The organism is Ruegeria sp. HKCCD7296 (genome assembly GCF_013110775.1).
Taxonomy (GTDB): Bacteria; Pseudomonadota; Alphaproteobacteria; order Rhodobacterales; family Rhodobacteraceae; genus Ruegeria.
Map to the genome: position 1 here is coordinate 16,067 of NZ_WVRF01000001.1, position 26,589 is coordinate 42,655.

Below are 26,589 nucleotides of genomic sequence, written 5' to 3' on the forward strand. Positions count from 1 at the left end.
CATGTTGAGGCCCTTTCTAAGACAGGTTCGGCTGGACCCGGATTTCTCCGGACCCAGCCAAATTTTTCGGCGCATCAGCGATGCACCTGAGACTAAGCTTAGGCCAGCTCGACTTCGGCGCCAGCTGCTTCCAGCTTGGCTTTGACGTCTTCTGCTTCTGCTTTGTCCACGCCTTCTTTGATCTTGCCGCCGGCTTCGACCAGTTCCTTGGCTTCTTTCAGGCCCAGGCCGGTGATGCCACGAACTTCTTTGATGACGTTGATTTTCGATGCGCCGGCGTTCTTCAGAACGACGTCGAATTCGGTTTTTTCTTCCTCAGCTGCGCCGCCGGCGTCGCCGCCTGCTGCCATGACAACTGCGCCGCCTGCTGCGGGCTCGATGCCATATTCGTCTTTGAGGATGGTTTTCAGTTCTTGTGCTTCCAGCAGGGTCAGACCCACGATGCTTTCTGCGAGTGCTTTCAGATCAGCCATTTTATCAGCTCTTTCCGTTTACAGTGTGTGTTCCAACGTCAGGGTATTCACCCTACGCAGATCATTCAGTGCCAACCGCTTACGCAGCTTCCGCCTTCTCTTCGATGGTGGAAAGGATGCTTGCGATGTTGCTTGCAGGTGCGCCAATCGCGCCGGCGATGTTCGAAGCAGGTGCGCCAATGCAGCCCACGATCGAAGCAATAAGCTCCTCGCGAGACGGCATTTTCGAAACTGTTTCGACGCCTTTGCGGTCCAGAGCGTTCTCACCCATTGCACCGCCGAGGATCTCAAAATTCTTGTTATCCTTGGCGAAGTCCTCGGCCACCTTGGCTGCTGCCACGGGGTCCTCGGAATAGGTCAGAACGGTCATCCCTGTCAGCAGGTCGGCCATGCTTTCACACGGCTTACCCTCAAGGGCGATTTTGGCGAGCCTGTTCTTGGCAACACGCACAGAGCCACCCGCGTCACGAGCACGTGCGCGAAGGTCCTGCATCTCGGCAACTGTCAGACCGGCGTAGTGAGCAACCACTACGACGCCAGAGCTTTCGAAGATTTGGCCGAGTTCCTCGACCACTTTCTCTTTCTGGGCTCTATCCACAGTTCTCTCCAAGTTAGGGGCGATACCTCACCCCGGCTCATATTTGCCGCAGCTTTCGCTCCGGCGTTCAGGTCCGTTGTTACGGGATTGGCCAAAATGCGCCCGAGGGTGGGACCCTCAGAATTCTTTGGTCTTACCCGTCTCAGGCAGGGAATTAAGGGACCAAATGGACCCACCCACCGTCTTGGACGAAACGAAAGAAAGCGCACGACGAATCGCACGCTTTATTCCGCAGGTCTACTTAGGGCAGATAGGCAGGGTTTCCAAGGGGTAAATCACCGTCTGAACGAGTTTTCCTAGTTGCGGATATCTTTCCCTGACGATGACTCAAAGTGCCAACTGCAAAACCACATCAATTCAGTTTTCTTGCCACGACGACATATTGTGTAATTGAGAAAAAGAACTTTCCCTTCTGAGCAAGATCGTTTTGTTCATCAAACCACGCTTGCACAACTTCCGGCTCGATATGACCGTTTTGTACTGCGTAGTTCTTCATAAGATGCATCATCATCATTGCGATACCGTCTGGCTTCAGTTGGTGATCTGTCAACGCGATTGGCGCCACCCCATCTACTAGATGTCCGTGATCTCTAATCAGCCCGGGCAGCCGCTCTGGAACAGATCCGCTTACAAAGTGCTGATCCCAACTGGACAGCATCCTCTGCATTCGTTCCCGCTCGTCGCTGAACCAAATCAAACTGCCAAAGTGCAAATCTCCCACAACCAAGCGGCCACCGGGCTTCAAGCAACGCATAACTTCGGTCAAGGCACCTTCTACATCTTCAATGTATTCGAAAACCTGGATCGACGCAGCTTTATCGGCGACGGAATCTTGAATCGGCAACTCATTCGCGAAACCAGCGCGCAGCTCCACACATTCATAGTTGCTGCAGCGATCTATGGCGGCAGACATCATGTCTTCACTTGGATCGACACCGATGACACGGCCGCCCGGCCCGACTGCGCGCGCCAACTCTGCCGTCAACATTCCGTTCCCACAACCGATATCCAGGATTGTTTCGCCCGGCGCTGGTGCGAGAGCGTCAAATGAAGCCTGCCGCCTTCGGGTGATATCAGCCCCTTGATACGCGACATCAAGCAACTTGGCCGTTTCTGCATCAAAACTGATCATTTCACCGCCCCTTCGGTGCACGAAAATCGCCTTGATACTACAGCAAGCATAGGGATATGGAAAATTCAGAGCAATTTGTCACGCGAAACCAAAACAAATTCCGAAGCAGTTTGCACCAAATTGGATCAAAACTCCGCAGCTTCAAACTTCGGCCTGTTCTACCAAAAACATAAACACGCTTATTCTTCTCAACATGCCACAGCAGCGATGCCGATGGGCCATCAACGACTAAACGCATGACGCGAAATCGCTAGGAAACGCGTGAACATCCAGAAACATCACAAGACATTCAGCGCGAAAAAACTTTCGCTGCATGGGCATGGCCACCAATTTGGCTCGATCCCGGTCTAAAAATGCCAATCCTCGAATGACAAAGCTAAAGAAACTGTCCGATACTCCGTGTCAGGTATATCTGCGGTTTGAAAAGACAGTGGCGAAACTTCCTGCTCTGCCAACTTGGGTAAACCGCGCCCCACCCAATTCGCCAATGCGTCATTTTCATCCACCGAAGCAGAAGATATAATTTCAAAATCGTCGTCGCCAGCCCAAGCGCCGATAGACAGCGCTCCTTCAATGGGCTGGAAAGAAATTTCCATATCCTCTATTTGCAAGCCACCACCAGCAATCGCCGCGTTCGCGATTACTAAAGCTGGGCCTCCAGGCGCGTTTGAATTGTCTGCGCCGGCTACACTGTCAGGCAGTTCGTCTTTCATTTTCTTGATGAGGTCAGGATTCAATTTCCGTGCGCAATATCCACACATTGTATTCTCCAGGAAAATCAACTGACAGGCCTATGATCCCATCTGGCTGTAAAAGCACTTCTGGTTTCGCTATCTGAGAATTACGGCGGTATTGGGGCTGCCCGAGGAAACAGACATTGGGCAAAGAAAATCCCGGGCAGTTCGCACCACCCGGGATCAATTCTTGCTAGCTGATTGCTAGGGCTTATTCGCCCGAAGCTTCCGCAACATCCAGCGTCACGCCTGGGCCCATGGTCGAGCTCAGCGCGATTTTCTTCATATAGGTGCCTTTGGCGCCCGACGGCTTGGCCTTGGCAACAGCCGAGACAAAGGCGCGAACGTTTTCGACCAGCTTGGCTTCGTCAAACGACGCTTTGCCAACGCCAGCGTGCACAACGCCGCCTTTTTCCGCCTTGAACTGAACTTCACCGCCCTTGGCTGCTTCCACGGCTGCTTTCACATCCATGGTCACGGTGCCAACTTTGGGGTTCGGCATCAGGTTACGGGGCCCCAGAACCTTACCCAGACGACCAACGATCGGCATCATGTCCGGGGTGGCAATGCAGCGATCAAATTCGATGGTGCCGCCCTGAATGGTTTCCATCAGGTCCTCTGCGCCAACGATATCTGCGCCAGCTTCTTTCGCTTCGTCAGCCTTCGGGCCGCGAGCAAAAACAGCAACGCGCATCGCTTTACCAGTGCCGTTCGGCAGGCCAACAACGCCGCGAACCATCTGGTCTGCGTGACGGGTGTCAACGCCCAGGTTCATCGCGATTTCGATGGTCTCGTCGAATTTCGAGGTTGCGTTGCCCTTGACCAGAGCAACAGCTTCTTCAACCGACAGGTTTTCCTTGCCGGCGACAGCTTCGCGCGCAGCGCGGGTACGTTTACCGAGTTTTGCCATCTTACTTCACCTCGATACCCATAGAGCGGGCCGAGCCCAGGATGATCTGCATTGCGCCTTCGACGTCGTTGGCGTTCAGATCTTTCATTTTGGCTTCGGCGATTTCGCGAACCTGCTTGCTGGTCACGGTAGCCACGGTCTCACGACCTGGGTTTTCCGCGCCACGGGGGCGGTTACGCTTGCCGACCGGCTTCAGACCAGCTGCTTTTTTCAGGTAGTAAGACGCGGGCGGCGTCTTGATGTCCATGGTGAAGGACTTGTCCTGATAGTAGGTGATCACGGTCGGGCAAGGAGCGCCGGGCTCCATGTCTGCTGTCTTGGCGTTGAACGCCTTGCAGAATTCCATGATGTTGATGCCGCGCTGACCCAGCGCCGGACCAACTGGCGGCGACGGGTTCGCCTGACCTGCAGGAACCTGCAGCTTCATTGTACCAGCAAGCTTCTTGGCCATTTGGTTTTCCTTTCAACTTAGGCAGGACGCGTCCCACCCAGATTATGTTGCGTGGTCCGGTCGGGGATCGCGATCCCAGAAACCTCCCACGAGAGAATCTCGCCCGAAGACGATAGAGGCGGCGTGTACAGGGGAATGTGAAGCTTGGCAAGTGGTCTGGATTCCAATTGGAAATCATAGAATCAATACCCTCGCGTCCAAAGCAAGGCTTGGGCTTTGCCGAGCGTCCGATACAAGTCCGCTCCGATCGCCTCAATGAGATGCCAGGCGTTAAGCACCCAACAATGCAATAAAGTGTTAATGCCTTTAACTGCAGTGAAAAAAGCACTGCCGCACAACCTGCAAACCAGCGGGCAAACTACCCAAGCTTCAGACGGTCGTGGGCTTGGACACCCGTGCGGATCCCAGCTGTGTTATACTTAGTGAAAATAGTTATTTTTGGTGGAGGTTAATTATGATTTTCCGATTAGCAGCAACACTTGTCATCGCGGTCTCTTTCGCTGCGACCGCGCCTCAGACAGCACAAGCAGACGCTGGCGATTTCCTCGGCGGAGCCGTTGTCGGCGGGGTCGTGGGATATGCGATAGGCAAGGACCAGCAGAAAAAGAAAGCGCGGTCATCCACCCGGACATACCGACCGGGCATTCCGTCGACCACGCAAGGTGCGCAAACCCAAACAGCGCTCAACTATTTTGGCTACAATGCCGGGCGTGTCGATGGTCAGGTCGGCCGTGGCACCCGATCGGCGATCGAACGCTACCAGGCTTCAATGGGCTATCCTGTGAATGGCCATGACTTCCAGCCCTATCAATATGATTTCCTGATGCAAGCCTATTACTGGGCGACAAGCGGCGGACAAGCCACTATGCAACTTTCGGGCCAACCGCTGCTTATGGCTTATCGCCAAAAACTCCATAGCGGATCAGCCGTGGCTGCAGCCCCTCAGGCACCGGCACCGACCACGCCAGTCGCGACCCCTCAGGAGACCGAGACCGCAGAGACAAAATCTGCCAGCCTGCCAAGCCTGTTTTCCGGAGGAACCGGAGGTCCATCGCTAGCCAATCGCTGTAGCGGGGTGATGCTTCAAACATCGACCAATGGCGGTTATACAACTTTGTCGAACATGTCTGATCCTGATTTTGCACTCAGCGAGCAGTTCTGCCTCGCCCGAAGCTATGCCATGGCCCGCGGCGAGGAGCTTATGCAGGACATCCAAGGGCTGACGCCGGATCAGGTAACGGCCCAGTGCGACTCGTATGGCGATATGTTGGCACCGCAAGTGGTCGCCTTGTCTCTAAACTCAAAAACTGATGCAGAAACTCAGATGCGCAAGCTTGCGCTGGATTCCGGCCTTAGCCCCGAAGATCTTGCGGCAACAAGCAAGGTCTGCCTCGCGATCGGCTACCGTCAGGACAATATGGACACCGCAGTCGGGTCTGCGCTGATGCTGGTTGCAATGGGTGAGCCCGCCTACGGAGAGCTTATTGGCCACCACCTGCGCGAAGGCTTCGGTGTGCCAGAACGTCGTGATCTGGCGATGCAGTGGTACGATGCGAGCCTTTCGGCACTGGATGCCGGATCGCAAGCTGTTTTCCTACCGTCACAGACCGACCGCCCACAACTGCTGCGCGCAGCTATGGTTCAGGCGCAGTAGAGCGAGAAGAATGAAACGTAATTCGTCATCAAACAACGTCGCGGTGCCTGATGCTTCGCGGCGTTTTTTGCATGTTTGCGGACCTTGTTGATCTGACTAATGCGCAGTTTGATCTGATCCTCATCTGATCAGTATGCGTCGCCCCGAGACGTCGGAAACCAACTAAAGAATTACCGCAACACAACCGTTTTGCGCCCTGACCATTCCCGAACACCAACAACCGCGTAAGAAGTAAAACAGATTTCTCAAAGACATAAGTTGCTTATGAACCCCCGACGGTTATCTTAGGGCAGGTTGGATATAGAAGGGGCGGTCTGAGTTGGCATCATCTCGACTAAACAAAGGGCTACTGATTTGTGTTCTTTTCGCAATTGTGCCCGGATGCGGCAGCAACGCCCAGGATCAGGGTGCAGTGTCCGAGACAACTGCCCAATCCGAAGCACCCCAAAACACTGCTTCACGCAACACGGCAGGAATTGACCCCGCCACCTATGCCGGTCGCTTTCAAGTCAAGCTGACCAAGGAAGTTCCTTTGCGCGATATTCCCGTTCCCTTCACCGTCTACGGCGGTCTAGAGGAATCCAGCCCAACCCGCCTGCGATTGCGAGCGTTCATGGATTTGCGTGGATTGCAGGAAAAGGCACCTCAGATACTGACTGGCCCCTTGGAAGAAAGCTGTAAACGCCAGATTTACCTCGAGATCCGAGATGTCACTGCAATAGGTGAAACCGTTAAAGTAGAAGGCTCAGCCCGCGCCCAGTTTACGCGGTGCAAACGAAATGAAGAACCCGGCTTTCGGTATTTCGGGGCCACGGTTGATGCAACTGCTGTCGCCAAGGCAGAGGTTAAAGGCCAATGCCTTACGTTCAGTATCGAAAGCGCTGACCTCAGACCGCGTGGGTTCATCGGAGCTGTTACCGACCTTTTTGGGCTGACCAACCGAATAAATGAAGCTGTCCTTGAAAAGGGCGGCGAGTTTTTGGCGGCCAATCCGGTTTGTCCGCCATTACCTGAAGAATTCTCTGTACTTGATCCGAATTACGAATCCGGCGGAACGCGCGAAATCGCGCCAGGAGGATTGGGCGCTGCTGTTGTCGGTTCGGCCGATGTAAGCGCCGAGACGATAGTGAAAGTCCTTGCAGGGCTGAAAGAACTTGGTGTGTTGGAGTTTGCTGAATGAGACTTTGGTTAATTCTTCCAGCCCTTATCGCAGCAGTTCTGGGCCCTCGCGCCCCTGACGCGCAGCAGGTAGACTTTGTCATCGACGCGACACTACCGGTTCGCGATACCGAACTGCCGTATACTCTTGATCTGAACCTCACCGCCGCTGCGCCCACTCGGATCGGGGTCGGTGCCCTTCTCGACCTGCGCGAAGTTCAAAAGGTTGTGCCCGAGCGGTTGGCTGACAATGCGATCGTCGACAATTGTGGTCTGCAAGTCAGACTTGATGATTTGAGCTTTAAGGCCGAAGACCAAGTAATAGATCTGGATGGGGACGTGACCATCACGATTTTTGAATGCAGCCGCACCGGTGAACACAACTTTGAACGCGGTGAAGAAAAAAGAGCGATACTGGCAAGCCTATCCACCGAAGCAACTGTCGAAGTGCGGGACAACTGCGCCTATTTCAAGCTTATTGATCTTACCCTTACGGCCCCCGAAGAACAGCGCGAGCAACTGCTGGAAGACGACACATTAGACTCGGTGAAGGAGTTGATGTTGGCTGCAGTGGATCTTGCACTGAACGACACTCCGCTGTGCCCGGAACTGCCGGCAGAGCTTGCGTCACTTGACCCAACCTACGACAAAGGCGGCCCGCGCGAGATCGGAGAAGGTGGTCTTGGCGTTCTCCTTGAAGGCTCAGTGGACGTCAGCCCTTCGACAATCCTCGACATTCTGACAGTGCTTCAAGAACAAGAGCTTATTCCGGGCCGGCCGTAAAAACGACTGGCCGTGTGGCTGGATCGCTTTTTGGTGCTGATTGATAAACGATCGTCAAAATAAAAACGCCGCGCTGCCCGTGGCACCGCGGCGTCGAAAATAAGCGAAGAGCGATTAGCCCTGCTTCGTAACCTGCGTAAAGTCCAGCTCGACCGGGGTTTCGCGACCAAAGATCGAAACCGAGACCTTCAGTTTCTGGTTTTCGTCGTCCACACCTTCGACCATGCCGTCGAAATCCTCGAACGGTCCGTCGTTGACTTTGACCTTCTCGCCGACCTCGAAGGTGATCATCAGCTTGGGCGCTTCTTCACCTTCCTGAACGCGGTTGAGGATCTGGTTCACCTCGGCGTCACGCATCGGCATCGGGCGGCCTTGCGGGCCCAAGAAACCGGTCACGCGGTTGATCGAGTTGATCAGGTGATAGCCCTGGTCTGACATTTCCATATGCACCAGAACGTAGCCGGGCATAAAGCGGCGTTCGGTCGTGACCTTCTTGCCGCGGCGCACTTCGATCACCTCTTCGGTGGGCACCAGTACTTCGTCGATGTCGTCTTCAAGGCCCTGTTCAGCCACCGACGTGCGGATCTGTTCTGCGATCTTCTTTTCGAAATTCGAAAGAACGCTGACCGAGTACCACCGTTTCGCCATGAACCTGTCGTCCTTGTCTGTCTTCGGGGTATCGGATTTGCCGGATACACCCGTCATTAAAATCTTGTCACGTTATCCGGAATAAAAAGCGGCGCGCAGCCCGAATCGCCACACGCCCATTCCGAATAGTCCTGCGTCAACTACTCTGACATTGCCCGCTGTGCAAGGGGGCAGCCGCGTTTCCACGCTTAGCTGAACGCGCCCAGAATCAGCTGAAGGCCACCCCGGATACCCAGATCGACCAAAGCAAAGAAGACCGCCGTAAGCGCCGCCATGATGAAAACCATAACCGTGGTCAACAGCACCTCGCGCCGGGTCGGCCAGACGACCTTGGACACTTCGGCACGGACTTGCTGAATGAACTGAATCGGGTTGGTGGTGGCCATTTGGCGTGTTCTCTCTGCTAGCGGATGGCCCGGACATAACCGGGCATTGCGGCAATTTCAAGGGCAGTTGGATCAACTCTGCCCTGAGCGGTCAGGGTTTGGGTTTGTCGTCCCATTCATCGCTCAGGATCCGGCGCGCGTCACCCTCAGGATCTTCATACTGGTTCGACCGGACAGTGTAGACAAAAGCCACCAGGCCAACGCCGCCCAGCAACAGTGAAATCGGGATCAGGTAGGCAAGAACTTCCATCCGGTTCACCTCAACCGCAGGGCATTGAGCGACACGGTGATGGACGAGGTCGACATCGCAAGCGCCGCGATCAATGGAGTTGCAAGCCCAATCACTGCCAATGGAACGGCTATCACGTTGTAGACAGTCGCGATGCGGAAGTTTTCGCGAATGCGTTTTGTCGCTTTGACCGCCGTGTCGCAAGCATCCGCGATGGGGGAAAGGTCATTGCCCAACAACACAATGTCCGACGCCACCCGTGCGGCATCCAACGCTGACGCCGGTGAGATCGAAACATGCGCCGCCGCCAAGGCCGCCGTGTCATTCAGACCGTCGCCCACCATCAGGACATGGTGACCCTTATCGCTGAGGTCCTGAATGCGATGCGCCTTGTCCTGCGGCAAAGCTTCGGCAATCCAATCTGTGATCCCCAGTTTTTCAGCCAACGCGCGCACGGCCCCCTGCGAGTCGCCGGACATCAGGACCACATGCTTGCCAGCGGCACGCAACGCGTCGACCGCCTCGGCCGCACCCGGGCGCAACGCATCCGAGAACCGGAAGGCCAAAGGCGCATGATCGCCAATAGCCAGCCAGGCTGAGGTTTCACTGCCCTGCTCTGCCCCGACCCAAGCGGCCCGGCCCAAACGCACGCGTTGACCACGGTATTCACCTTCGGTGCCGTAACCCGGAACCTCAACGACGCCCCGCACGTTGGCAGGCTTGATCCCGGCCTCACGCGCGGCTTTCGCCAAAGCCACAGACAATGGGTGTGCCGACGCCTCGGCCAGCGCCAGGGCAACTTCGACCTTCGCGCGGGAATGATCCCCTAAATTGACCAGTTCCGGTGCACCGGATGTCAGAGTGCCTGTTTTGTCGAACACCACCGTGTCAGCCTCGGACAAACGCTCCAACGCGGTTGCATGTTTGATCAACATACCTTTGCGGAACAACCGGCCAGACGCCGCCGTTGTCACCGCTGGAACGGCCAGACCCAGAGCACATGGGCAGGTGATAATCAGAACCGCCGCCGCGATATTCAACGCCGTGCGGATATCGCCGGAATAAATGTACCAGCCCAGAAAGCTGAGCGCTGATAGGATGTGAACGCCCGGCGCATAAAGCTTGGCCGCCTTGTCGGCCAAAGAAGTATAACGCGACCGACCGGATTCAGCGATGGCCACCAGATCCGCCATGCGGTGCAGCGACGTATCCTCGCCCACCGCAGTTGCGCGCAATGTCAAAGGACCAGTCAGGTTGACCTCACCTGCACTGACCAACTGGCCGATTTCGGCAAATACAGGCACCGTTTCTCCGGTCAGTAGCGAGCGGTCGAGTTCGGACTGGCCCGACACAATCTCACCGTCCACTGGCATCCGACCGCCGGGGCGCACAAGGATCAAATCGCCTACTTTCAGATCAGCAACTGCAATTTCATTTTCTACGCCATCCACCAAACGGATCGCGCGCGGCACCTCAAGCGCGGTCAGTTCTTCGGCCGCGGATCGGGCTGCGGCACGGGTGCGGTAATCCAGATAACGACCGGCCAGCAGGAAGAAGGTCAGGGTCAGGGCCGCATCGAAATAGGCATGTTCGCCACTCAACGCGGTTTCCCAAAGCGATGTGACCAGCGCCAACAAGATCGCCAACACAATTGGCACATCCATGTTCAGGCGGCGCACCCGCAAGGCGCTCCACGCATTGGCAAAGAAGGGCTGGGCTGAAAACGCGATGGCAGGCAGAGCAATCGCGGCAGAAATCCAGTGGAACATGTCCCGCGTGGCGTCAGTGGCCCCGGACCAGACCGAAACCGACAACAGCATGACGTTCATGGAAGCAAACCCGGCCACCGCCAGGCGCATCAGTAAGTCACGCCCTGCCTTGTCCGTCTGAGTGGCCGACAAGGCGCCCGGATCAAGCTCGTGCGCTTCAAAACCGGCTTTCTCAAGCACTGGGATCAGATCGACAGCACGTGTTTCAGGCGTTGCTTTGATCATCGCGCGTTTCAGGGTTAGGTTCACCCGTGCATTTTCAACACCGGGATGCGCGTTCAGTTCCCTTTCGACGGTCGCAATACAGGCCGAGCAGTGAATACCCGGCAAAGACAGGGCTATCTGCACATCCTCCGGAATCGACCGGGCGGGTTCCGCCGGGGCTGCAAGGCAGCCCGGGCAGGCTGCGGTGCCGGAAGAAAGCTGCGCCGTCATCGCTTACCCCTTCACATACAGCGGAACGCGCTGCGAAAATTCCGCGCCATCACTGTCCCGCGCCACCAGACGAATGTTCCAGTTGCCCTCGCCCAACGTGGCCGGCGTGGCGTAGGCCGTTCCGTCAAAGGTGAAATCCGGCACGAAATCCTCGCGGACATGAGTCGCGCGGCCCACAACAGCCTGCAACTCGCTGACCTGAACCGGCGCACCACTTTCATCGGTGATGTGCAGGATCAGCAACCCGCCCTTGGTTTCAGCCCGTACGGTCCACCCCAGCGCTTGTTGCTCTTTCAAACGTTCGTTGAACTCCTGACTGGCCACGTATGAATTCTTGACCTCAAGCCCCGGAAAGGTTTTGACCGCGCTGTAGGCCAGAACAAGGTTCACGGCGATGATCACGCCAAAGGCGCCCACAAACACCGCCAAAGCGTGTTTTCCGGTGAATTTCCGTTCCGCCATGATCAATTCCCCCGTCCGTTAAACGTGGTGTCCTTATAGGCCCGCTCACCGCTGCTCAGATCTTCAACCCAGATGCGGACCGGCGTTGAATCCGCTCCGGCTGGGCCCGTGTCGCGGGACGAGATAATATATACACGAGTCAATTGTGCTGTATCTGCCGGCACATTCACAGTGTGCAGGTTCGTGCCTTCGATTTCCAGCCGCATAGCCGGATCTCCGGTCAGAGACAGGGTGAACAGACGATCTTCGCCATGTTTGTTACGTAGCCGCACATCATAAGTGTTGCGGATCGTTCCATCAGACAGGGTTACAAATGTCGGGTTGCGGACCGGCGCAACAGTCAAATCGATATCCGAGCGAATGAACAGCGCAAAGAGCAGGGCAAAGCCAACCAGCGACCACAGGGACGTGTACATGATCGTGCGGGCCCGGAAGATATGCTTCCACACGCTTTTGGGCGGCTGGCCGGACCGCTCTCTCGTTTCATCGCTGAGGGCCATGTAATCGATCAGCCCACGCGGCTTACCGATCTTTGCCATCATGTCGTCACAGGCATCAATACACAGGGCGCAGGTGATGCATTCAAGCTGCTGTCCATCGCGAATGTCGATCCCAACAGGGCAGACATTCACGCAGGCCATACAGTCGATGCAATCCCCCAATTCGGAATCTGCAGTCCGTTTACCCTTGCCGCGTGGCTCGCCCCGCCATTCGCGGTAACCGACAACCAGTGTGTCTTCGTCCATCATTGCCGCTTGAATGCGGGGCCATGGGCAAGCGTAGATGCAGATCTGTTCGCGGGCGAAACCGCCAAAGAAAAAGGTAGTGCCCGTCAGGATCAGCATCGTTGTGTACGCGACCGGATGCGCGTTGCCAGTGACTAGATCCATCAAAAGCGTCGGGGCGTCTGCAAAATAGAATACCCAGGCCCCGCCCGTCGCCAAGCCAATCAAGAACCAAACGATCCATTTGGTGATCCGTAGGCGAGCCTTGCGGAAATCCAGCTTTTCTTGGCGGTGCAGGCGCAGACGAGCATTTCGATCCCCTTCGATCCAACGCTCGACCAGTATGAAAAGGTCGGTCCAGACTGTTTGCGGGCAGGCATAGCCACACCAGACGCGCCCAAGGGCCGAAGTGAACAGAAACAGGCCAAGGCCGGCCATGATCAGCAGACCGGCGACAAAGTAGAATTCATGTGGCCAGATTTCGATCCAGAAAAAATAAAACCGTCGGTTCGCCAGATCCAACAGTACCGCCTGATCCGGCAGGCTGGGGCCGCGATCCCACCTGATCCACGGGGTCACGTAGTAGATGCCCAGTGTCACTATAAGAATGATCCATTTCAGGTTCCGAAACGGCCCTGAGACACGTCTTGGAAAGATCGGCTCTCTGGCTGCGTAAAGGCTGGGGGCAGGATCGGAATCGCTCACTGGCTGGCTCCACTAATGGGTCTTCTGAAGGCGTCTTGTTCCAGATCACGGGCAAGCGAACTTTGACATGGGTCAAAACGCGCATCGAACACACATCTTTTGAAGATGAACCGACCTCTGAGATGTCGGAGTAGACGTTTTTTTAACCAATTATTCACGTATTCTAACAGAAAACCGGCTATTGTCGCGATACCGATCACGACGCTTATAAACCACGCGCTTCAGGCCGACCAATTGTCGCAGCCTGAGACTCGGGCCGTAAGAACGCCCCCAATAGCCCCACGAAAGCGGGCTGTAGGTCTGTAAGGTGGTTTGTTGGAAAATAAGGCACCGGCTGTTCAGGAAACGCGCGAACAGATGGAACAGCCGGTGCCACAACTTTCGGGCAGCGAACCGCCCGAAAGTGTTCCTTTAAACTTACTGACCACCACCCAACTGGTGGACATAGGCCGTGACAGCGCGGATCTGCGCGTCGGTCAGACGATTTTCCCACGGGGGCATCACGCCAAAGCGGCTGTATGTGACCGTTTCAGTCAGAGCTTCTTCACTGCCGCCGTAAAGCCAGATTGCGTCCGTCAGGTTCGGAGCACCCTGGAATACGTCGCCCTGGCCGTTTTCGCCGTGGCAGGCAGCACAGTTGTCATCGAAGACAACTTTGCCCGCTTGCGCCGCCGCGTCGTCGGTCTGCGCATTGGTCAGAGACATGACGTATTGGACAACCTGGGTGATCTCTTCGCTTTCGAGAATCTCACCAAAGGCCGGCATTTCAGAATAGCGCGCATCGTCGCTTTCTTCGTTCCGGATACCATAGGCAACGGTGTACTCGATATCTTCAAGCGAACCGCCCCACAGCCATGCATCGTCCAACAGGTTGGGGAAGCCGGGCGCGCCTTGAGCACCGGAACCGTGGCACTGTGCGCACCAGGTGCGGAATACGGCCCCGCCAGAGTTCACGGCGTATTGCTGCAACTCGGGGTCCTTCGAGATATCCTCGAGCGATGTCTCTACCAGCTTGGCATTCCAAGGGGCGTTTGCCTCTTCGAACGAAACCAGCTCCTGCTGAACCAGCTCACGCGAGGACCACCCCAGAACCCCTGCTGTTGCAGATTGAACCAGCGGCCATGCCGGATACATGATCGTATAGATCAGACCCCAGAAAATGGTCGCATAGAACGTCCATAGCCACCAGCGCGGCATCGGGTTGTCGAATTCCTCGATCCCATCCCAGGAATGACCGGTTGTATTCGGATCACCCGGCTGTTTTTCAGGTGTCTTGCTCATTGCCGCGCCTCCTTGGATGTGGCGGGTTTGTCTTGATGCCGGAACGGGATGTTGGCGGTGTCGTTGTATTCTTTGCTGGCACCGGGGCGGAATACCCAGATGATGATGCCGATAAAGAAGACGAACAACAAAAGCAGCATCCAGCTATCCGCGAACTGCCGTAGGAGTGTATATTCTTCCATCACACCCTCCTTAGCGGCTTGCGTCCGGGGTGAAGGTCGAGAAATCGACCAGCGTGCCCAGCATTTGCAGGTAAGCGATCAGCGCGTCGGCTTCGGTCAGATCAGACTGGCCGTCGAAGTTGCGCACGTTGACTTTATCGCCATAGCGTTCCAGCAACCCGTCATAGTCGCTGTCCGGATCGGCCTGCGCGCGGAAATCTGCCACGGCGTTCTCCAGCATGTCTTCGGTATAGGGCGTTCCCACCAAAGCGTTGGTAGCCATGATGTCACCGATATACTCGCCGTCGATCTTGCGGGTTTCGAGGAAGCCATACTTGGGCATCACCGATTCCGGCACCACCGATTGTGCATCGCGCAGATGGCGCACATGCCAGTCGTCCGAGTAACGGCCACCAACACGCGCCAGATCAGGTCCGGTACGCTTGGACCCCCACTGGAACGGGTGGTCATACATCGACTCAGCCGCCAGCGAGTAGTGGCCATAGCGCTCAACCTCATCCCGCATCGGGCGGATCATCTGGCTGTGGCAGACATAGCAGCCTTCACGCAGATAGATCTCACGACCCGCCATTTCGAGTGGGGTGTAAGGGCGCATGCCCTCCACCTTTTCGATGGTGTTCTCAAGGTAGAACAGCGGGGTGATCTGAACGATGCCACCGATGGTTACGACCAGGAAGCTGAAGATCAGCAGGAGGGTCGCGTTGGTCTCGAGGATCTTGTGTTTGTCGAGAATTGCCATTGCTCCGGCCCTCCTTATTCAGCCGGGACTGCGACGGTCAGGCTGGCCTCTTTGGCCGGCGCTTTACGTACAGTCATCCACAGGTTGTAGCACATGATGACCGAGCCAGCGACGAACAGGACACCGCCCAGCGCACGCACCACATACATCGGGAATTTGGCGGCCACGGTGTCGGCGAACGAGTTCACCAAGAAGCCGTTGGCATCCACTTCACGCCACATCAGGCCTTCCATGATACCGGTGACCCACATCGAAGCGGCGTAGAGCACGATGCCGATGGTGGCGAGCCAGAAGTGCCAGCTGACCATCTGCAGCGAGTACAGACGCTCGCGCTTCCACAGGACAGGTACCAGGAAGTACAGCGCACCAAAGGTGATCATGCCGTTCCAACCCAGCGCGCCCGAGTGCACGTGACCAATGGTCCAGTCGGTGTAGTGGCTCAGCGAGTTTACTGCGCGGATCGACATCATCGGGCCTTCAAAGGTGGACATGCCGTAGAAGCCGACCGAGATCACCATCATCCGGATCACCGGGTCGGTGCGCAGCTTGTCCCATGCACCCGACAGGGTCATCAGGCCATTGATCATACCACCCCAGGACGGCATCCACAGGATCACCGAGAACACCATGCCCAGCGTCGAGGCCCAGTCAGGCAGCGCGGTATAGTGCAGGTGGTGCGGACCAGCCCAGATGTACAGGAAGATCAGTGCCCAGAAGTGGATGATCGACAGCTTGTACGAGAAGACCGGACGCTCGGCCTGTTTCGGAATGAAGTAGTACATCATGCCCAGGAAGCCCGCGGTCAGGAAGAAGCCCACAGCGTTGTGGCCATACCACCACTGGATCATGGCGTCTTGAACACCCGACCAGACGATGACCGACTTCGAACCCCAGATGCTGACCGGAATGGTCATGTTGTTGACCAGGTGCAGCATCGCAACGGTCACGATGAACGCCAGATAGAACCAGTTTGCCACATAGATGTGGGGTTCTTTCCGCTTGATGATCGTGCCCAGATAGACAGCAAGGTAAGCGACCCAAACAACGGTCAGCCACAGGTCCACATACCATTCAGGTTCGGCATATTCTTTCGACTGAGTACCGCCCAGAATGTAACCGGTCGCGGCCAGCACGATGAACAGTTGATAGCCCCAGAACACGAACCATGCGAGGTTTCCACCCCACAGACGCGCGGCGCTGGTGCGCTGCACCACGTAGAACGACGTTGCGATCAGCGCGTTACCGCCAAATGCAAAAATCACCGCCGAGGTGTGCAGCGGACGCAAACGTCCAAAGTTCAGATACCCTTGGGCCCATTCGAAGTTGAGCACCGGAAACGCCAGTTGGAACGCAATAAAGGTTCCAGCCAGGAACCCTACCACACCCCAAAAGGCCGTTGCGATCACGCCGTAGCGGATCACGTCATCCATGTATTCGCCCGAGCGATCGACAAGAATATCTGGCTCTTCTGTGTTTCGAAGCGTCCAGATGAACAATCCACCGGCGATAAGCATCACCAGAATCGCATGCACCTGATACGCCAAATCGCGTGCATAATTTGATCCGATGGCGGCAAACACCACGACCAGACCAAGCACGATCAGCTTGATGTAATTCGACATATTGCGTCCCTTTGCCGTGCTTCGCGCGGTTTTGATTCTTTTGACACGCGAAACCTATTTGACTGGCTGCCGTTCTGAAGCACGACAGCCGCTATTGCTTTGATCTGTATCAAGACAGTTCCGCGTTTTCTGTGACACGCATAAAGGATGAAAGGGGCCAACCGGTCACATGAGACCATATGCCCGAACTAAGAGGTCGAAATGGCGTACAAATCTATTCTCACTGTCATGACCGAAACGCAAACGGCTGAGCCTGCATTGGCTCAGGTTATAGCGCTGGCAGAGTCGCAGGATGCCCATGCCGAGGCGCTGTGCCTTGGTGTCGATCGCAGCCAGACCGGCTATTACTATGCCGGAGCGAACGCCCTGATCGTTCAGGAGACGCTCAGCCGAGCCAACACCGAGGCGCAGGAGGTGCTGGCATTTGCCCAAGACTATTTGGGTAAATCCGGCGTTCGCTGGTCTGCTGAACATGGTGTGGCGCAGATCGCTGACATCGGACGCCATGTCGCGCATCGGGCCCGGTTTTCGGATCTTGTGGTTTTACCGCACCCCTATGGAAAAGATCGCGGGGCCGAAGCTGAACCCATCATCGAGTCCGCAATGTTTGAAGGCCATTGCCCGGTTCTGGTGGTTCCGGACGACACTCCGCCAATGAAAGTGCCACGCAATGTAATGATCGCCTGGAATGAAAGCGTCGAGGCGATGTGCGCCGTCCGGCGCGCTCTGCCCTTCCTGAAACAGGCGGAACTGGCCCGCATCGTTGTCATTGATCCTCCGCGCCACGGCCCTGACCGGTCGGATCCGGGCGGAATGCTGTCTCAGATGCTGGCCCGACACGGGGTCAAGTGTGAGATCGATGTGCTGAGCAAGACCATGACGCGCGTGTCAGATATTCTGAACCGTCATGCGTCGGACACGGAATCTGACTTGATCGTAATGGGTGCCTACGGTCACTCGCGCTTCCGCGAAGCAATACTTGGCGGTGCAACCCGCAACATGCTGGAACAATCTTCAGTTCCCGTTTTCCTGGCACACTGAACTCTGCCAAAAAGTTCGAAAGCCGCCCAAGTCGGCGGCTTTTGTCATGCCTTTCGGATAAGGCCGATCACAAACAACAGGATCACGGCCCCCACGGTCGCGAAAAAGACCGAGGAAAAGAACCCTCCGCCCACAGAAAAGCCTAGCGCGGGGAAAATCATGCCTGCCAGAAACGCGCCGACAATTCCGACGATGATGTTCCCCAGCAAACCGAATCCGCGGCCCTCCATGATCTTTCCCGAAAGCCATCCGGCGATTGCGCCGATAAAAATCATTGCCAAGACGCTGCTAAAAACCATGCGATGCTCCTGAGTTGTTAAACGCCGCGATCCAAGGTCACGGCGTTTATCCTATCCCATCGCGCACAAGGATCAGACCAAAAAGCCACCATCCGAGTCGTCGCCAGCTTCTTCCATGAGACGGCCCATATCCGGAATGGTCACATGGCGCTTGCCTTCCAGTGTGATCACGCCTTCCTTTTTCAAGGCCGAAATCTGGCGACTCACGGTTTCAAGGGTCAGGCCCAGATAGTCTGCCATGGCCTCTCGGGTCAGAGGCAGGTCAAACACAATCGGCCCTGCCAGACCCTTCTGGCTAATCGACGCATCCCGGCGCGCAATGATCGACAACAGGCTGGCGATTTTTTCGCGCGCGGTCTTGCGCCCAAGCACCAGCATCCATTCGCGGGCAGCATCAAGTTCGTCCAGCGTCATCTGCAACAGGCGATGGGCGATATGTGGTGTAGTTGCCATCAACTCTTCGAACGGTTTCTTGCGGAAACAGCACATGACGACATCTGTGGTCGCCTGCACATCGTAAGGCGCAACTTCGCGCCCGGGGCGGCCGACAAAATCACTTGGCAACAGCAAACCCACCATCTGGGTCCGACCATCTTCCATGGTCTGCGTCAACGAAGCGATCCCGGCCACGACCGAGCCCACAAAATTCATCTGATCGCCCGACCATATGATGGTCTGGCCCGCCTCGAAACTGCGGTAATATTTAATACTTTCAAGCTCTTCCAGCTCATCCGCATCGCAACGAGCACAAACTGCGCGATGCCGAATCGGGCAGTCTTCGCAATTGGAATGATCAAACTGTGCTTTTATTGTCATGCGGGTCCCCACTTGATCTCCATCAAAGTAACCAAGTCATCTGTCGCCTAAGGGTATCGCCATGATAGTGAAACCACAATTGGCAAAGCTTGGACTTTTTGACGCGAAAGTACCGCGTTACACAAGCTACCCCACCGCCCCCCACTTTAGCAATGATGTGGGAGCAGACTTGTTTGGTGACTGGATTTCGGGGATCAAACCCGGCAGTGCCATTTCCCTGTACATCCACGTTCCATTCTGTCGTAGACTGTGCTGGTTCTGTGCTTGCCGGACACAGGGAACCCAAACCGACAACCCTGTGATCGCCTATGTGGACGTTCTGAAGGCCGAGTTAGACCTGCTTGCAGCACGCCTGCCCAAAGGCGTGGTGCTATCGCGCCTGCACTGGGGTGGCGGTACGCCAACCTTGCTGAACGCGCAGCTGATGCGCGAATTGGCGCAATATATCCTGGGTATTGTGCCCATGGGGCCTGATGCCGAATTTTCGGTCGAGATTGATCCGAACGAAATTGATGAAGACCGTCTGGATGCGCTGGCAGAGGCAGGTATGAACCGTGCGTCGATCGGGGTGCAGGATTTCGACGACGAAATTCAGAAAACCATCGGTCGCATCCAAAGCTACGACACCACCCGCGACGCCATCGACATGATCCGCGAACGTGGCATTACCAGTTTGAACGCAGATATCCTTTTTGGCCTGCCGCATCAGACAAAGGCCCGGATGACCGAAAGCGTGCAGAAGCTGCTGTCGCTCAGCCCGGATCGCGTGGCTTTGTATGGCTACGCACATGTGCCTTGGATGGCGAAGCGCCAACAGATGATCCCGTCCGACGCGCTTCCCACGCCGGAACAACGGCTCGAGCTGTTCGATACCGCCCGCCGTCTGTTCCTGTGGGACAACTATGCCGAAATTGGCATCGACCATTTCGCCATACAAGATGACGGTCTGACCCGTGCCCTGCACGCGGGACGTCTAAAGCGTAACTTCCAAGGGTATACCGACGATCAGGCCGATGTTCTGATCGGCGTCGGGGCCAGTTCGATCTCGCGCTTTCCGCAAGGCTATGCGCAGAACGCCTCGGCCACCTCGGCCCATGCCAAAGCGGTTCGCGACGGGCAGTTTTCGACCGCCCGCGGGCACCTGTTCAAGGGTCAGGACATTTTGCGCGCGCGCCTGATCGAGGCGCTGATGTGCGATTTTAAGATCAACAGTGCCGAAATCCTGCGCGACCACGACATCTCGGCCGCCGCGTTGAATGACATGTATCATTCCGCCAATGCCGCATTCGACGGGCTGTTGCGGATCACCGAAGACGGGCTTTTCATCCCGCCCGAGGCACGCGCCCTGACCCGGATGATCGCCCGCAGCTTTGACGCCTATGACCTGAGCAAGGCAGGCCACAGCTCGGCGATCTGATCTCTTCTTCTGCGGGCCTCGCCGGGCCCGCAGGCCACTGGGCACAACGGGGGCTTGACGCGCGCCTGCGCTTTTCTCCACACTCAAGGGGCAGACTGGCCATCCATTCTGCGCCCTGAGGCGGGCAAATACAGACGGTCCTTGCCGACGAAAAAGCGGCGGACGCCCCTTTCGTGCAGCCATTCTGCAACCTGAAAGAGGGACAACACTAATGCGCGTTTTCACCGTCCTCGGGCCCAGCCAATCGGGCAAAACTACCCTGGTCGAGGCCATCAGCCGCCTCGACGGGCGCCCCACAACATTCGATGTTTCCGGAACCGTGCATTTGCACGGTTTTTCTTACCTGGACGAGCCTTGGTGTTCGATCGACGTAGATGGCGGCGGCGATGCGCTGGCCTATGTCGGGCCTGCAATGGCCATCTCGGACGCGGCGGTCGTGGTTGTGCCCCCCGATCCCAATGCTGCCGTTCTGTGCGCCCCTTACCTTCGACTGGTGGAAGAAGCGGGCATCCCCTGCTTTCTATTCATCAACCGCATGGATAATCCCAATGGGCGCATCCGCGACATCATCGCAGCACTGCAAACGTACTGCACCCATCATATCGCCCTGCGTCAGGTGCCAATCCGCGAAGGAGACACGATCATCGGCGCGGTTGATCTGATTTCTGAACGGGCCTGGAAGTATCAAGAGGGCCAACCCTCGGCCCTGATCGAGTTGCCTCAATCCGTGGAAGACCGAGAGCAGGAAGCGCGCACCGAGTTACTGGAAACTCTGTCTGATTTTGACGACCATCTGTTGGAGCAACTGATCGAAGACAAGCAGCCCCCCAGCGACGAGGTTTATGACCTGGCCGCACAAGTCTTGCAAAATCATCAGTTGATTCCAGCATGCCTGGGTGCCGCGAGCCATGGCAACGGCCTGACGCGGCTGATGAAGGCGCTGCGGCACGAAGCGCCTGAATTCGATATCGCCGCCGGGCGGGACGAAGCCGCCGACAGTGCCCGAGCCATTGCCGGTTTTGCAGATGTCAAAAAGCACATCGGAAAGATCGTTGTTCTGCGCGGGCTTGGGGATGGCGTCAAAGCGCATGAAGCTTTGGGCGGTGAGACCGTTGGCAATCTGACAACGCTTGATGCCAAGACCCAAATCGCAACGCTGGAAGCCGGGCAGATTGGTCTGGCGGTCAAATCCGACCACCTCAACCCCGGCTATATCTACGACAGCAATTCTGCGACTGAACTGCCGGAATGGGCGGCCTCGCATCCGGTCGCGCATCGTCAGATCGTCTCACCCGCGCATGAAAGGGACGATGTGCGCCTGTCCAACGCCCTAAGCCGTCTGGCCGAGATCGACCCCGGCCTGCACCTGCAACAGGATGAGTTGAGCGGCCATTCGATCCTTGGATCGCAAGGCCCGCAACACATGCGCCGTGTGACCGCGAAGCTGGCCGAGGATTTTGGGATCGAGATTGAAGCGGATCAGGTCGAAACCGCCTATCGCGAGACCATCCGCGCGCCTGTCGAACATCGCCACCGTCATCGCAAACAATCCGGCGGCGCCGGACAGTTTGCGGATGTGGTGATCTCGGTCACGCCCCTACCTCGCGGATCGGGGTTCAAGTTCGAAGAAGTTGTCAAAGGCGGCGCAGTACCCAAGAACTACATCCCGTCGGTGGAACACGGGGCTAAGGATGCACTGGAGCAAGGTCCCGAGGGTTTCCCCGTCGTCGACGTCAAAGTCACGCTGAGCGACGGTAAACACCATAACGTGGACAGTTCGGATTATGCGTTCCGCACCGCAGGCAAGAACGCGGTGCGTGAAGCGCTGCCTCAGGCCAAACCAGTGGTTCTGCAACCGATGCTGAACGCCGAGATTCACTTGCCATCCGATTTTGTTGGCGATCTCGTCCCAACGATCAGCTCGCTGCAAGGGCAGGTTCTGGGATTTGAGGGCAACCCAAACGCGTCAGGATGGGAGATCTTCAACGCCCAAATCCCCGCGGTGACCGAGGATGAACTGCATCGCACCCTTGCCAGTGCCACGCGCGGAACCGGGTGGGTCAAGCTGACCTTTGATCACTACGAAGAACTGCGCGGGCCAGTGCCGAAAGCGGCGACCAAAGAAAAGGCAAGCGCGTGATGGCCTGAGGAAGGCGGGCTGATTTCAGCCCGCCGCTGCAATCAACTCGCGAGTATAGTCAGTCTGAGCGTTTTCGAACAAAGCCTCGGCCGCACCCATTTCCACCACATCCCCATTTCGCATGACGACTACGTTATGCGACATCGCCCGCACGACTTTCAGGTCGTGGCTGATGAACAGATATGCCAACCCGTATTTCTTCTGCAGATCGCGCAGCAGATCAACGATCTGAACCTGCACCGTCATGTCCAGCGCGCTGGTCGGTTCGTCCAACACCAGCAGTTTGGGCCGCAAAACCATCGCGCGCGCAATTGCGATACGCTGGCGCTGTCCGCCTGAGAACTCGTGCGGATACCGGTCCATCGCCGCAGGATCCAGCCCCACTTCGGTCATCACCTCGGCGACCAGCTCACGCGGGGCGCGGTGAGGGTCAATGTTGTGAATGGCAAGACCTTCCGCGATGATCTGCTGACAGGTCATGCGTGGGCTAAGGCTGCCGAACGGGTCTTGAAACACGATCTGCATATCTTTGCGCAATCTGCGTAATTCGCGGGTAGACCATCTTCGCACATCCTGATCGCGGAAGGTGATGCCGCCTTCGGACGCAATGAGGCGCATGATCGCCAGCGCCAGCGTAGTCTTGCCCGAACCGCTTTCGCCGACGATTCCCAAAGTCTCACCCGCGCGTACACTCAGCGTGGCGTCATTCACCGCCTTCACATAGCCAACAGTACGCTTCAGAAATCCGCGCTGGATTGGGAACCAGACCTTCAGGTGATCGGTGCGCGCGACCTCTTCCGCGTCTGAGGCAACCGGTTCGGGCTGACCCGAAGGTTCCGCGGCCAAAAGTTTCCGGGTATAGGGATGCTGTGGGTTGTCAAAGATGTCCTGCGTGACACCGGTTTCGACAATCTCACCATCCTTCATCACACAAACGCGGTCGGCAATCCGGCGTACGATACCCAGATCATGGGTGATGAACAGCATCCCCATATTCTCGGATTTCTGCAATTCGGCCAACAACTCGAGTATCTGCGCCTGAATGGTCACATCCAACGCCGTTGTCGGTTCATCGGCAATCAAAATGTCCGGCTTGTTGGCCAGCGCCATTGCGATCATCACCCGCTGTCTTTGTCCACCAGACAACTGGTGGGGGTAGCTGTCCAACCTGTCCTCGGGGTCGCGGATACCAACCTTGGTCAGTAGCTCCAAAATCCGCCCCCGCGCCGCGTCACCGGTTACCCCCTGATGCAGCGCCAGCGATTCCGCCATTTGCTTTTGAATCGTGTGCAGCGGGTTCAGCGAGGTCATTGGCTCCTGAAAGATGAAGCTTATGTCATTGCCGCGTACATCCATCAGGTGTTGTTCCGAGGCGCCAATCATCTCTTGCCCATCATAGGTCACCGATCCTTCAACCAGCGCACTGTCACCCAGCAGTGACACTGTCGACAAAGCCGTTACGGATTTGCCTGAGCCGGATTCGCCCACCAACGCAACGGTTTCACCCCGATCCACGGTAAAAGACACGCCTTTGACAGCAGCACTGACCTGACCGTCCTGCCGGAACGAGACCTTGAGGTTGTTCACATCCAGCAAGCTCATGAGAAGGTCTTTCTAGGATCAAACGCATCCCGCACGCCCTCGAAAATGAAGACCAGCAGCGACAGCATGATGGCAAAGGTGAAAAAGGCAGTGAAAGCCAGCCACGGGGCTTGCAGGTTTTGTTTTGCCTGCAAGGTCAGCTCTCCCAAAGACGGGGCCGAAGATGGCAATCCAAAGCCCAGATAATCCAGCGAGGCGAGACCGCCGATGGTTCCGGTGACAATGAAGGGCATGAACGTCAGAGTGGCCACCATTGCATTGGGCAGCATATGGCGGAACATGATGGTCATGTTGCCGACGCCCAGCGCACGCGCCGCGCGCACATATTCAAGGTTTCGGGCCCTCAGGAATTCCGCGCGTACGACACCGACCAGTCCTGTCCAACTGAACAGGATCATCAACGCTACCAGCAGCCAGAAACTTCGGCCCAGAACAGCGAACATGATGATGATCACATATAACGAAGGCGTCGCTGACCAGATCTCGATGATCCGTTGAAAGATCAGATCCAACCAACCGCCGAAGAACCCTTGAATGGCACCAGCGAAAATGCCGATCAGGCTGGCGGCACCGGTCACAAGCAGTGTGAACAGGATCGACAACCGGAACCCGTATATCACGCGTGCCAGCACATCGCGTTTGGTGTCATCCGTGCCCAACAGATTCTGACCGTTAGGCGGCAAAGGCGCAGCCCCAGGTCGGTCTACCGATGTGTTGAAGGAGTATGGGATCAGCGGCCAAAGCGCCCAGCCACGCTCGAACCCTTCCGACTGGAATGTCCCGGCGTCGATTTGTTCCATAATGCCTTCGGGATCGTCGAAACACTCTTCCAGTCCGCCACTGTCGATCAGGCATTGAACTTCGGGATCGCGATAAATGGCTTCCGTCTGGAAATCGCCACCAAATTCCGTTTCCGCATAGAAATTGAAGATCGGCGTATAGAACTCACCCCGGTACTTCACGAGGATAGGTTTGTCATTTGCGATAAACTCGGCGCATAGGGAAAGGCCAAACAGAACCGAGAATATGATGAGCGACCAGAACGCGCGCCGGTTGCGACAGAAGTTGTTCCAGCGACGCTGGTTCAGAGGGGAGAGCGCCATTTACCCCTCCCGCTTTTCAAAGTCGATGCGCGGATCGACCAGCACATACATAAGATCGCTAATGATACCAACGACCAGCCCCATCAGGCCGAAGATGAAGAGGGTGCCGAAAATCACCGGGTAATCGCGCGCCACGGCTGCCTCGAATCCCAGACGGCCCAGACCGTCCAGCGAGAAAATGGTCTCGATGATGATCGACCCACCAAAGAAAACGCCGATGAACACAGCAGGAAAGCCCGCGATCACGATCAGCATCGCGTTGCGGAAAACATGACCATACAGCACCTTTCGCTCGCTCAGCCCCTTTGCGCGGGCCGTCATGACATATTGTTTCTTGATTTCATCCAGAAACGAGTTCTTGGTCAGCAATGTCAGTGTCGCAAAAGCCGAGATCGTGAGCGCAATGGTCGGCAGCGCAATATGCCAGAAGTAGTCCGCTATCTTGCCGAAGAGGCTCAGGCTCTCCCAATTGTCCGAGGTCAGCCCACGCAGCGGGAAGATCTGCCAGTACGACCCACCCGCGAACAGCACCAGAAGGAGGATCGCAAACAGAAAGCCCGGGATCGCATAAGCCACAATGATCGCCCCGCTGGTCCAGGTATCGAACTGTGATCCATCTTTGATCGCCTTGCGGATGCCCAGCGGAATAGAAACCAGATAAGCAATCAGGGTCGACCACAGACCCAATGAGATTGAAACCGGCATCTTTTCAAGCACCAGATCAATCACACTGATCGAACGGAAATAACTCTCGCCGAAGTCCAGCGTCAGATAGTTGCCCATCATAATCAGGAACCGCTCCAAAGGCGGTTTGTCGAAACCGAATTCTTTTTCCAACTCAGCAATGAACTCGGGCGGCAGGCCGCGTGCGCCGACATATTTATCATCGAAAACACCACCTGCGGGTTCAGAACCTGCGCCAGCATCGCCTCCACCCGCAAATCCGGCAAATACGTCCCCCTGACCTTCGATCTGCGCGATGATCTGCTCGACCGGTCCACCCGGCACGAATTGTACCAGCGTGAAGTTGACGATCATGATGCCCAAAAGGGTTGGAATGATCAGCAACAAGCGTCTTAGAATATAGGCGCCCAT

27 protein-coding genes are annotated in these 26,589 nt (G+C 56.5%); 6 read left to right on the forward strand and 21 right to left on the reverse strand.

What is annotated here, in order from left to right:
* Nucleotides 1–98: 98 nt before the first annotated feature.
* The 6 genes from rplL to rplK all read right to left on the reverse strand — a co-directional run bounded on the left by rplL (nt 99) and on the right by rplK (nt 4,298).
* Nucleotides 99–473: a 50S ribosomal protein L7/L12 gene (gene rplL / locus GS632_RS00055; RefSeq protein WP_008204003.1), complete on the reverse strand. Its 375-nt coding sequence runs from the start codon at nt 471–473 to the stop codon at nt 99–101.
* 79 nt (nt 474–552) lie between these two features.
* The gene (rplJ, locus tag GS632_RS00060; RefSeq protein ID WP_170387618.1) at nt 553–1,071 is read right to left on the reverse strand and encodes a 50S ribosomal protein L10; all 519 of its coding nucleotides are present in this window, start codon (nt 1,069–1,071) and stop codon (nt 553–555) included.
* Nucleotides 1,072–1,423: 352 nt separating this feature from the next.
* Nucleotides 1,424–2,203: a methyltransferase domain-containing protein gene (locus GS632_RS00065; protein ID WP_171721922.1), complete on the reverse strand. Its 780-nt coding sequence runs from the start codon at nt 2,201–2,203 to the stop codon at nt 1,424–1,426.
* A gap of 347 nt (nt 2,204–2,550) precedes the next feature.
* Complete coding sequence (locus GS632_RS00070) at nt 2,551–2,964, reverse strand: hypothetical protein (protein ID WP_171721923.1); 414 nt, start codon at nt 2,962–2,964, stop codon at nt 2,551–2,553.
* 184 nt (nt 2,965–3,148) lie between these two features.
* Nucleotides 3,149–3,847, reverse strand: a complete 699-nt coding sequence (gene rplA / locus GS632_RS00075; RefSeq protein ID WP_171180094.1) for a 50S ribosomal protein L1 — start codon at nt 3,845–3,847, stop codon at nt 3,149–3,151.
* A gap of 1 nt (nt 3,848) precedes the next feature.
* Nucleotides 3,849–4,298, reverse strand: a complete 450-nt coding sequence (gene rplK, locus GS632_RS00080) for a 50S ribosomal protein L11 (RefSeq protein WP_010440985.1) — start codon at nt 4,296–4,298, stop codon at nt 3,849–3,851.
* A gap of 454 nt (nt 4,299–4,752) precedes the next feature.
* On the opposite strand from rplK, the gene GS632_RS00085 reads away from it, so the two are divergent.
* The 3 genes from GS632_RS00085 (at nt 4,753) to GS632_RS00095 (ending at nt 7,893) form a co-directional block, all read left to right on the forward strand.
* A complete protein-coding gene (locus GS632_RS00085) occupies nt 4,753–5,952 on the forward strand; it encodes a peptidoglycan-binding domain-containing protein (RefSeq protein ID WP_171180096.1) in 1,200 nt (399 codons plus the stop codon).
* Between the two features lie 412 nt (nt 5,953–6,364).
* Entirely contained in the window at nt 6,365–7,132 is a 768-nt protein-coding gene (locus GS632_RS00090; protein WP_171180099.1) for a hypothetical protein, read from the forward strand.
* Entirely contained in the window at nt 7,129–7,893 is a 765-nt protein-coding gene (locus GS632_RS00095) for a hypothetical protein (RefSeq protein WP_171721924.1), read from the forward strand. Before GS632_RS00090 ends, GS632_RS00095 begins: the two co-directional genes overlap by 4 nt.
* 114 nt (nt 7,894–8,007) lie before the next feature.
* Here the strand turns inward: GS632_RS00095 and nusG are convergent, their stop codons facing one another.
* The 10 genes from nusG to ccoN form a co-directional block, all read right to left on the reverse strand.
* Complete coding sequence (nusG, locus tag GS632_RS00100; RefSeq protein WP_170427716.1) at nt 8,008–8,541, reverse strand: transcription termination/antitermination protein NusG; 534 nt, start codon at nt 8,539–8,541, stop codon at nt 8,008–8,010.
* 188 nt (nt 8,542–8,729) lie between these two features.
* Nucleotides 8,730–8,927, reverse strand: a complete 198-nt coding sequence (secE, locus tag GS632_RS00105; RefSeq protein ID WP_050605011.1) for a preprotein translocase subunit SecE — start codon at nt 8,925–8,927, stop codon at nt 8,730–8,732.
* A gap of 91 nt (nt 8,928–9,018) precedes the next feature.
* The gene (gene ccoS / locus GS632_RS00110; RefSeq protein WP_170596844.1) at nt 9,019–9,177 is read right to left on the reverse strand and encodes a cbb3-type cytochrome oxidase assembly protein CcoS; all 159 of its coding nucleotides are present in this window, start codon (nt 9,175–9,177) and stop codon (nt 9,019–9,021) included.
* A 5-nt stretch (nt 9,178–9,182) separates the two neighbouring features.
* Nucleotides 9,183–11,360, reverse strand: a complete 2,178-nt coding sequence (locus GS632_RS00115) for a heavy metal translocating P-type ATPase (RefSeq protein ID WP_171721925.1) — start codon at nt 11,358–11,360, stop codon at nt 9,183–9,185.
* A 3-nt stretch (nt 11,361–11,363) separates the two neighbouring features.
* Nucleotides 11,364–11,822 (reverse strand): FixH family protein, encoded by a 459-nt coding sequence (locus GS632_RS00120; RefSeq protein ID WP_171236022.1) that lies wholly within the window; start codon nt 11,820–11,822, stop codon nt 11,364–11,366.
* 2 nt (nt 11,823–11,824) lie between these two features.
* Nucleotides 11,825–13,252, reverse strand: a complete 1,428-nt coding sequence (ccoG, locus tag GS632_RS00125) for a cytochrome c oxidase accessory protein CcoG (RefSeq protein WP_171180107.1) — start codon at nt 13,250–13,252, stop codon at nt 11,825–11,827.
* A 417-nt stretch (nt 13,253–13,669) separates the two neighbouring features.
* Nucleotides 13,670–14,533 (reverse strand): cytochrome-c oxidase, cbb3-type subunit III, encoded by an 864-nt coding sequence (gene ccoP / locus GS632_RS00130; RefSeq protein WP_171180109.1) that lies wholly within the window; start codon nt 14,531–14,533, stop codon nt 13,670–13,672.
* Nucleotides 14,530–14,715: a cbb3-type cytochrome c oxidase subunit 3 gene (locus GS632_RS00135; RefSeq protein ID WP_171236024.1), complete on the reverse strand. Its 186-nt coding sequence runs from the start codon at nt 14,713–14,715 to the stop codon at nt 14,530–14,532. Before GS632_RS00135 ends, ccoP begins: the two co-directional genes overlap by 4 nt.
* Nucleotides 14,716–14,725: 10 nt before the next feature.
* Nucleotides 14,726–15,454 (reverse strand): cytochrome-c oxidase, cbb3-type subunit II, encoded by a 729-nt coding sequence (gene ccoO / locus GS632_RS00140; RefSeq protein WP_171721926.1) that lies wholly within the window; start codon nt 15,452–15,454, stop codon nt 14,726–14,728.
* 14 nt (nt 15,455–15,468) lie between these two features.
* Nucleotides 15,469–17,076, reverse strand: a complete 1,608-nt coding sequence (ccoN, locus tag GS632_RS00145; protein ID WP_171095983.1) for a cytochrome-c oxidase, cbb3-type subunit I — start codon at nt 17,074–17,076, stop codon at nt 15,469–15,471.
* A gap of 201 nt (nt 17,077–17,277) precedes the next feature.
* Between ccoN and GS632_RS00150 the strand changes: the two genes are divergently transcribed.
* Nucleotides 17,278–18,117, forward strand: coding sequence for a universal stress protein (locus GS632_RS00150; protein ID WP_171180113.1), 840 nt, complete (start codon nt 17,278–17,280; stop codon nt 18,115–18,117).
* Between the two features lie 44 nt (nt 18,118–18,161).
* Here the strand turns inward: GS632_RS00150 and GS632_RS00155 are convergent, their stop codons facing one another.
* Together GS632_RS00155 and fnrL are read right to left on the reverse strand one after the other, a co-directional pair.
* On the reverse strand, nt 18,162–18,416 hold the full coding sequence (locus tag GS632_RS00155; protein ID WP_171180115.1) for a GlsB/YeaQ/YmgE family stress response membrane protein: 255 nt from the start codon (nt 18,414–18,416) through the stop codon (nt 18,162–18,164).
* Nucleotides 18,417–18,488: 72 nt separating this feature from the next.
* Complete coding sequence (gene fnrL / locus GS632_RS00160; RefSeq protein ID WP_171180117.1) at nt 18,489–19,232, reverse strand: transcriptional regulator FnrL; 744 nt, start codon at nt 19,230–19,232, stop codon at nt 18,489–18,491.
* Nucleotides 19,233–19,293: 61 nt separating this feature from the next.
* On the opposite strand from fnrL, the gene hemN reads away from it, so the two are divergent.
* Entirely contained in the window at nt 19,294–20,649 is a 1,356-nt protein-coding gene (gene hemN / locus GS632_RS00165) for an oxygen-independent coproporphyrinogen III oxidase (RefSeq protein ID WP_171180119.1), read from the forward strand.
* Nucleotides 20,650–20,860: 211 nt separating this feature from the next.
* Nucleotides 20,861–22,789: an elongation factor G gene (locus GS632_RS00170; RefSeq protein ID WP_171236026.1), complete on the forward strand. Its 1,929-nt coding sequence runs from the start codon at nt 20,861–20,863 to the stop codon at nt 22,787–22,789.
* Nucleotides 22,790–22,813: 24 nt separating this feature from the next.
* On the opposite strand, the gene GS632_RS00175 is transcribed toward GS632_RS00170, so the two are convergent.
* Genes GS632_RS00175 through GS632_RS00185 form a run of 3 tightly spaced genes read right to left on the reverse strand, consistent with a single transcriptional unit; the run spans nt 22,814 to nt 26,589 of the window.
* The gene (locus GS632_RS00175) at nt 22,814–24,391 is read right to left on the reverse strand and encodes an ABC transporter ATP-binding protein (protein WP_171236027.1); all 1,578 of its coding nucleotides are present in this window, start codon (nt 24,389–24,391) and stop codon (nt 22,814–22,816) included.
* Nucleotides 24,388–25,494, reverse strand: a complete 1,107-nt coding sequence (locus GS632_RS00180) for an ABC transporter permease (RefSeq protein ID WP_171721927.1) — start codon at nt 25,492–25,494, stop codon at nt 24,388–24,390. The genes GS632_RS00175 and GS632_RS00180 overlap by 4 nt, the downstream gene beginning before the upstream one ends.
* On the reverse strand, nt 25,495–26,589 hold the full coding sequence (locus tag GS632_RS00185) for a microcin C ABC transporter permease YejB (RefSeq protein WP_171180127.1): 1,095 nt from the start codon (nt 26,587–26,589) through the stop codon (nt 25,495–25,497).

Coding starts and splice junctions, on each gene's coding strand:
- rplL (WP_008204003.1), bottom strand. CDS start 473: ATGGCTGATCTGAAAGCACTCGCAGAAAGCATCGTGGGTCTGACCCTG.
- GS632_RS00170 (WP_171236026.1), top strand. CDS start 20,861: ATGCGCGTTTTCACCGTCCTCGGGCCCAGCCAATCGGGCAAAACTACC.
- GS632_RS00120 (WP_171236022.1), bottom strand. CDS start 11,822: ATGGCGGAACGGAAATTCACCGGAAAACACGCTTTGGCGGTGTTTGTG.
- GS632_RS00095 (WP_171721924.1), top strand. CDS start 7,129: ATGAGACTTTGGTTAATTCTTCCAGCCCTTATCGCAGCAGTTCTGGGC.
- GS632_RS00155 (WP_171180115.1), bottom strand. CDS start 18,416: ATGGTTTTTAGCAGCGTCTTGGCAATGATTTTTATCGGCGCAATCGCC.
- GS632_RS00135 (WP_171236024.1), bottom strand. CDS start 14,715: ATGGAAGAATATACACTCCTACGGCAGTTCGCGGATAGCTGGATGCTG.
- GS632_RS00185 (WP_171180127.1), bottom strand. CDS start 26,589: ATGGGCGCCTATATTCTAAGACGCTTGTTGCTGATCATTCCAACCCTT.
- nusG (WP_170427716.1), bottom strand. CDS start 8,541: ATGGCGAAACGGTGGTACTCGGTCAGCGTTCTTTCGAATTTCGAAAAG.
- rplK (WP_010440985.1), bottom strand. CDS start 4,298: ATGGCCAAGAAGCTTGCTGGTACAATGAAGCTGCAGGTTCCTGCAGGT.
- ccoS (WP_170596844.1), bottom strand. CDS start 9,177: ATGGAAGTTCTTGCCTACCTGATCCCGATTTCACTGTTGCTGGGCGGC.
- GS632_RS00180 (WP_171721927.1), bottom strand. CDS start 25,494: ATGGCGCTCTCCCCTCTGAACCAGCGTCGCTGGAACAACTTCTGTCGC.
- hemN (WP_171180119.1), top strand. CDS start 19,294: ATGATAGTGAAACCACAATTGGCAAAGCTTGGACTTTTTGACGCGAAA.
- GS632_RS00085 (WP_171180096.1), top strand. CDS start 4,753: ATGATTTTCCGATTAGCAGCAACACTTGTCATCGCGGTCTCTTTCGCT.
- GS632_RS00175 (WP_171236027.1), bottom strand. CDS start 24,391: ATGAGCTTGCTGGATGTGAACAACCTCAAGGTCTCGTTCCGGCAGGAC.
- GS632_RS00065 (WP_171721922.1), bottom strand. CDS start 2,203: ATGATCAGTTTTGATGCAGAAACGGCCAAGTTGCTTGATGTCGCGTAT.
- fnrL (WP_171180117.1), bottom strand. CDS start 19,232: ATGACAATAAAAGCACAGTTTGATCATTCCAATTGCGAAGACTGCCCG.
- GS632_RS00070 (WP_171721923.1), bottom strand. CDS start 2,964: ATGTGTGGATATTGCGCACGGAAATTGAATCCTGACCTCATCAAGAAA.
- rplA (WP_171180094.1), bottom strand. CDS start 3,847: ATGGCAAAACTCGGTAAACGTACCCGCGCTGCGCGCGAAGCTGTCGCC.
- GS632_RS00115 (WP_171721925.1), bottom strand. CDS start 11,360: ATGACGGCGCAGCTTTCTTCCGGCACCGCAGCCTGCCCGGGCTGCCTT.
- ccoO (WP_171721926.1), bottom strand. CDS start 15,454: ATGGCAATTCTCGACAAACACAAGATCCTCGAGACCAACGCGACCCTC.
- ccoP (WP_171180109.1), bottom strand. CDS start 14,533: ATGAGCAAGACACCTGAAAAACAGCCGGGTGATCCGAATACAACCGGT.
- secE (WP_050605011.1), bottom strand. CDS start 8,927: ATGGCCACCACCAACCCGATTCAGTTCATTCAGCAAGTCCGTGCCGAA.
- ccoN (WP_171095983.1), bottom strand. CDS start 17,076: ATGTCGAATTACATCAAGCTGATCGTGCTTGGTCTGGTCGTGGTGTTT.
- GS632_RS00150 (WP_171180113.1), top strand. CDS start 17,278: ATGGCGTACAAATCTATTCTCACTGTCATGACCGAAACGCAAACGGCT.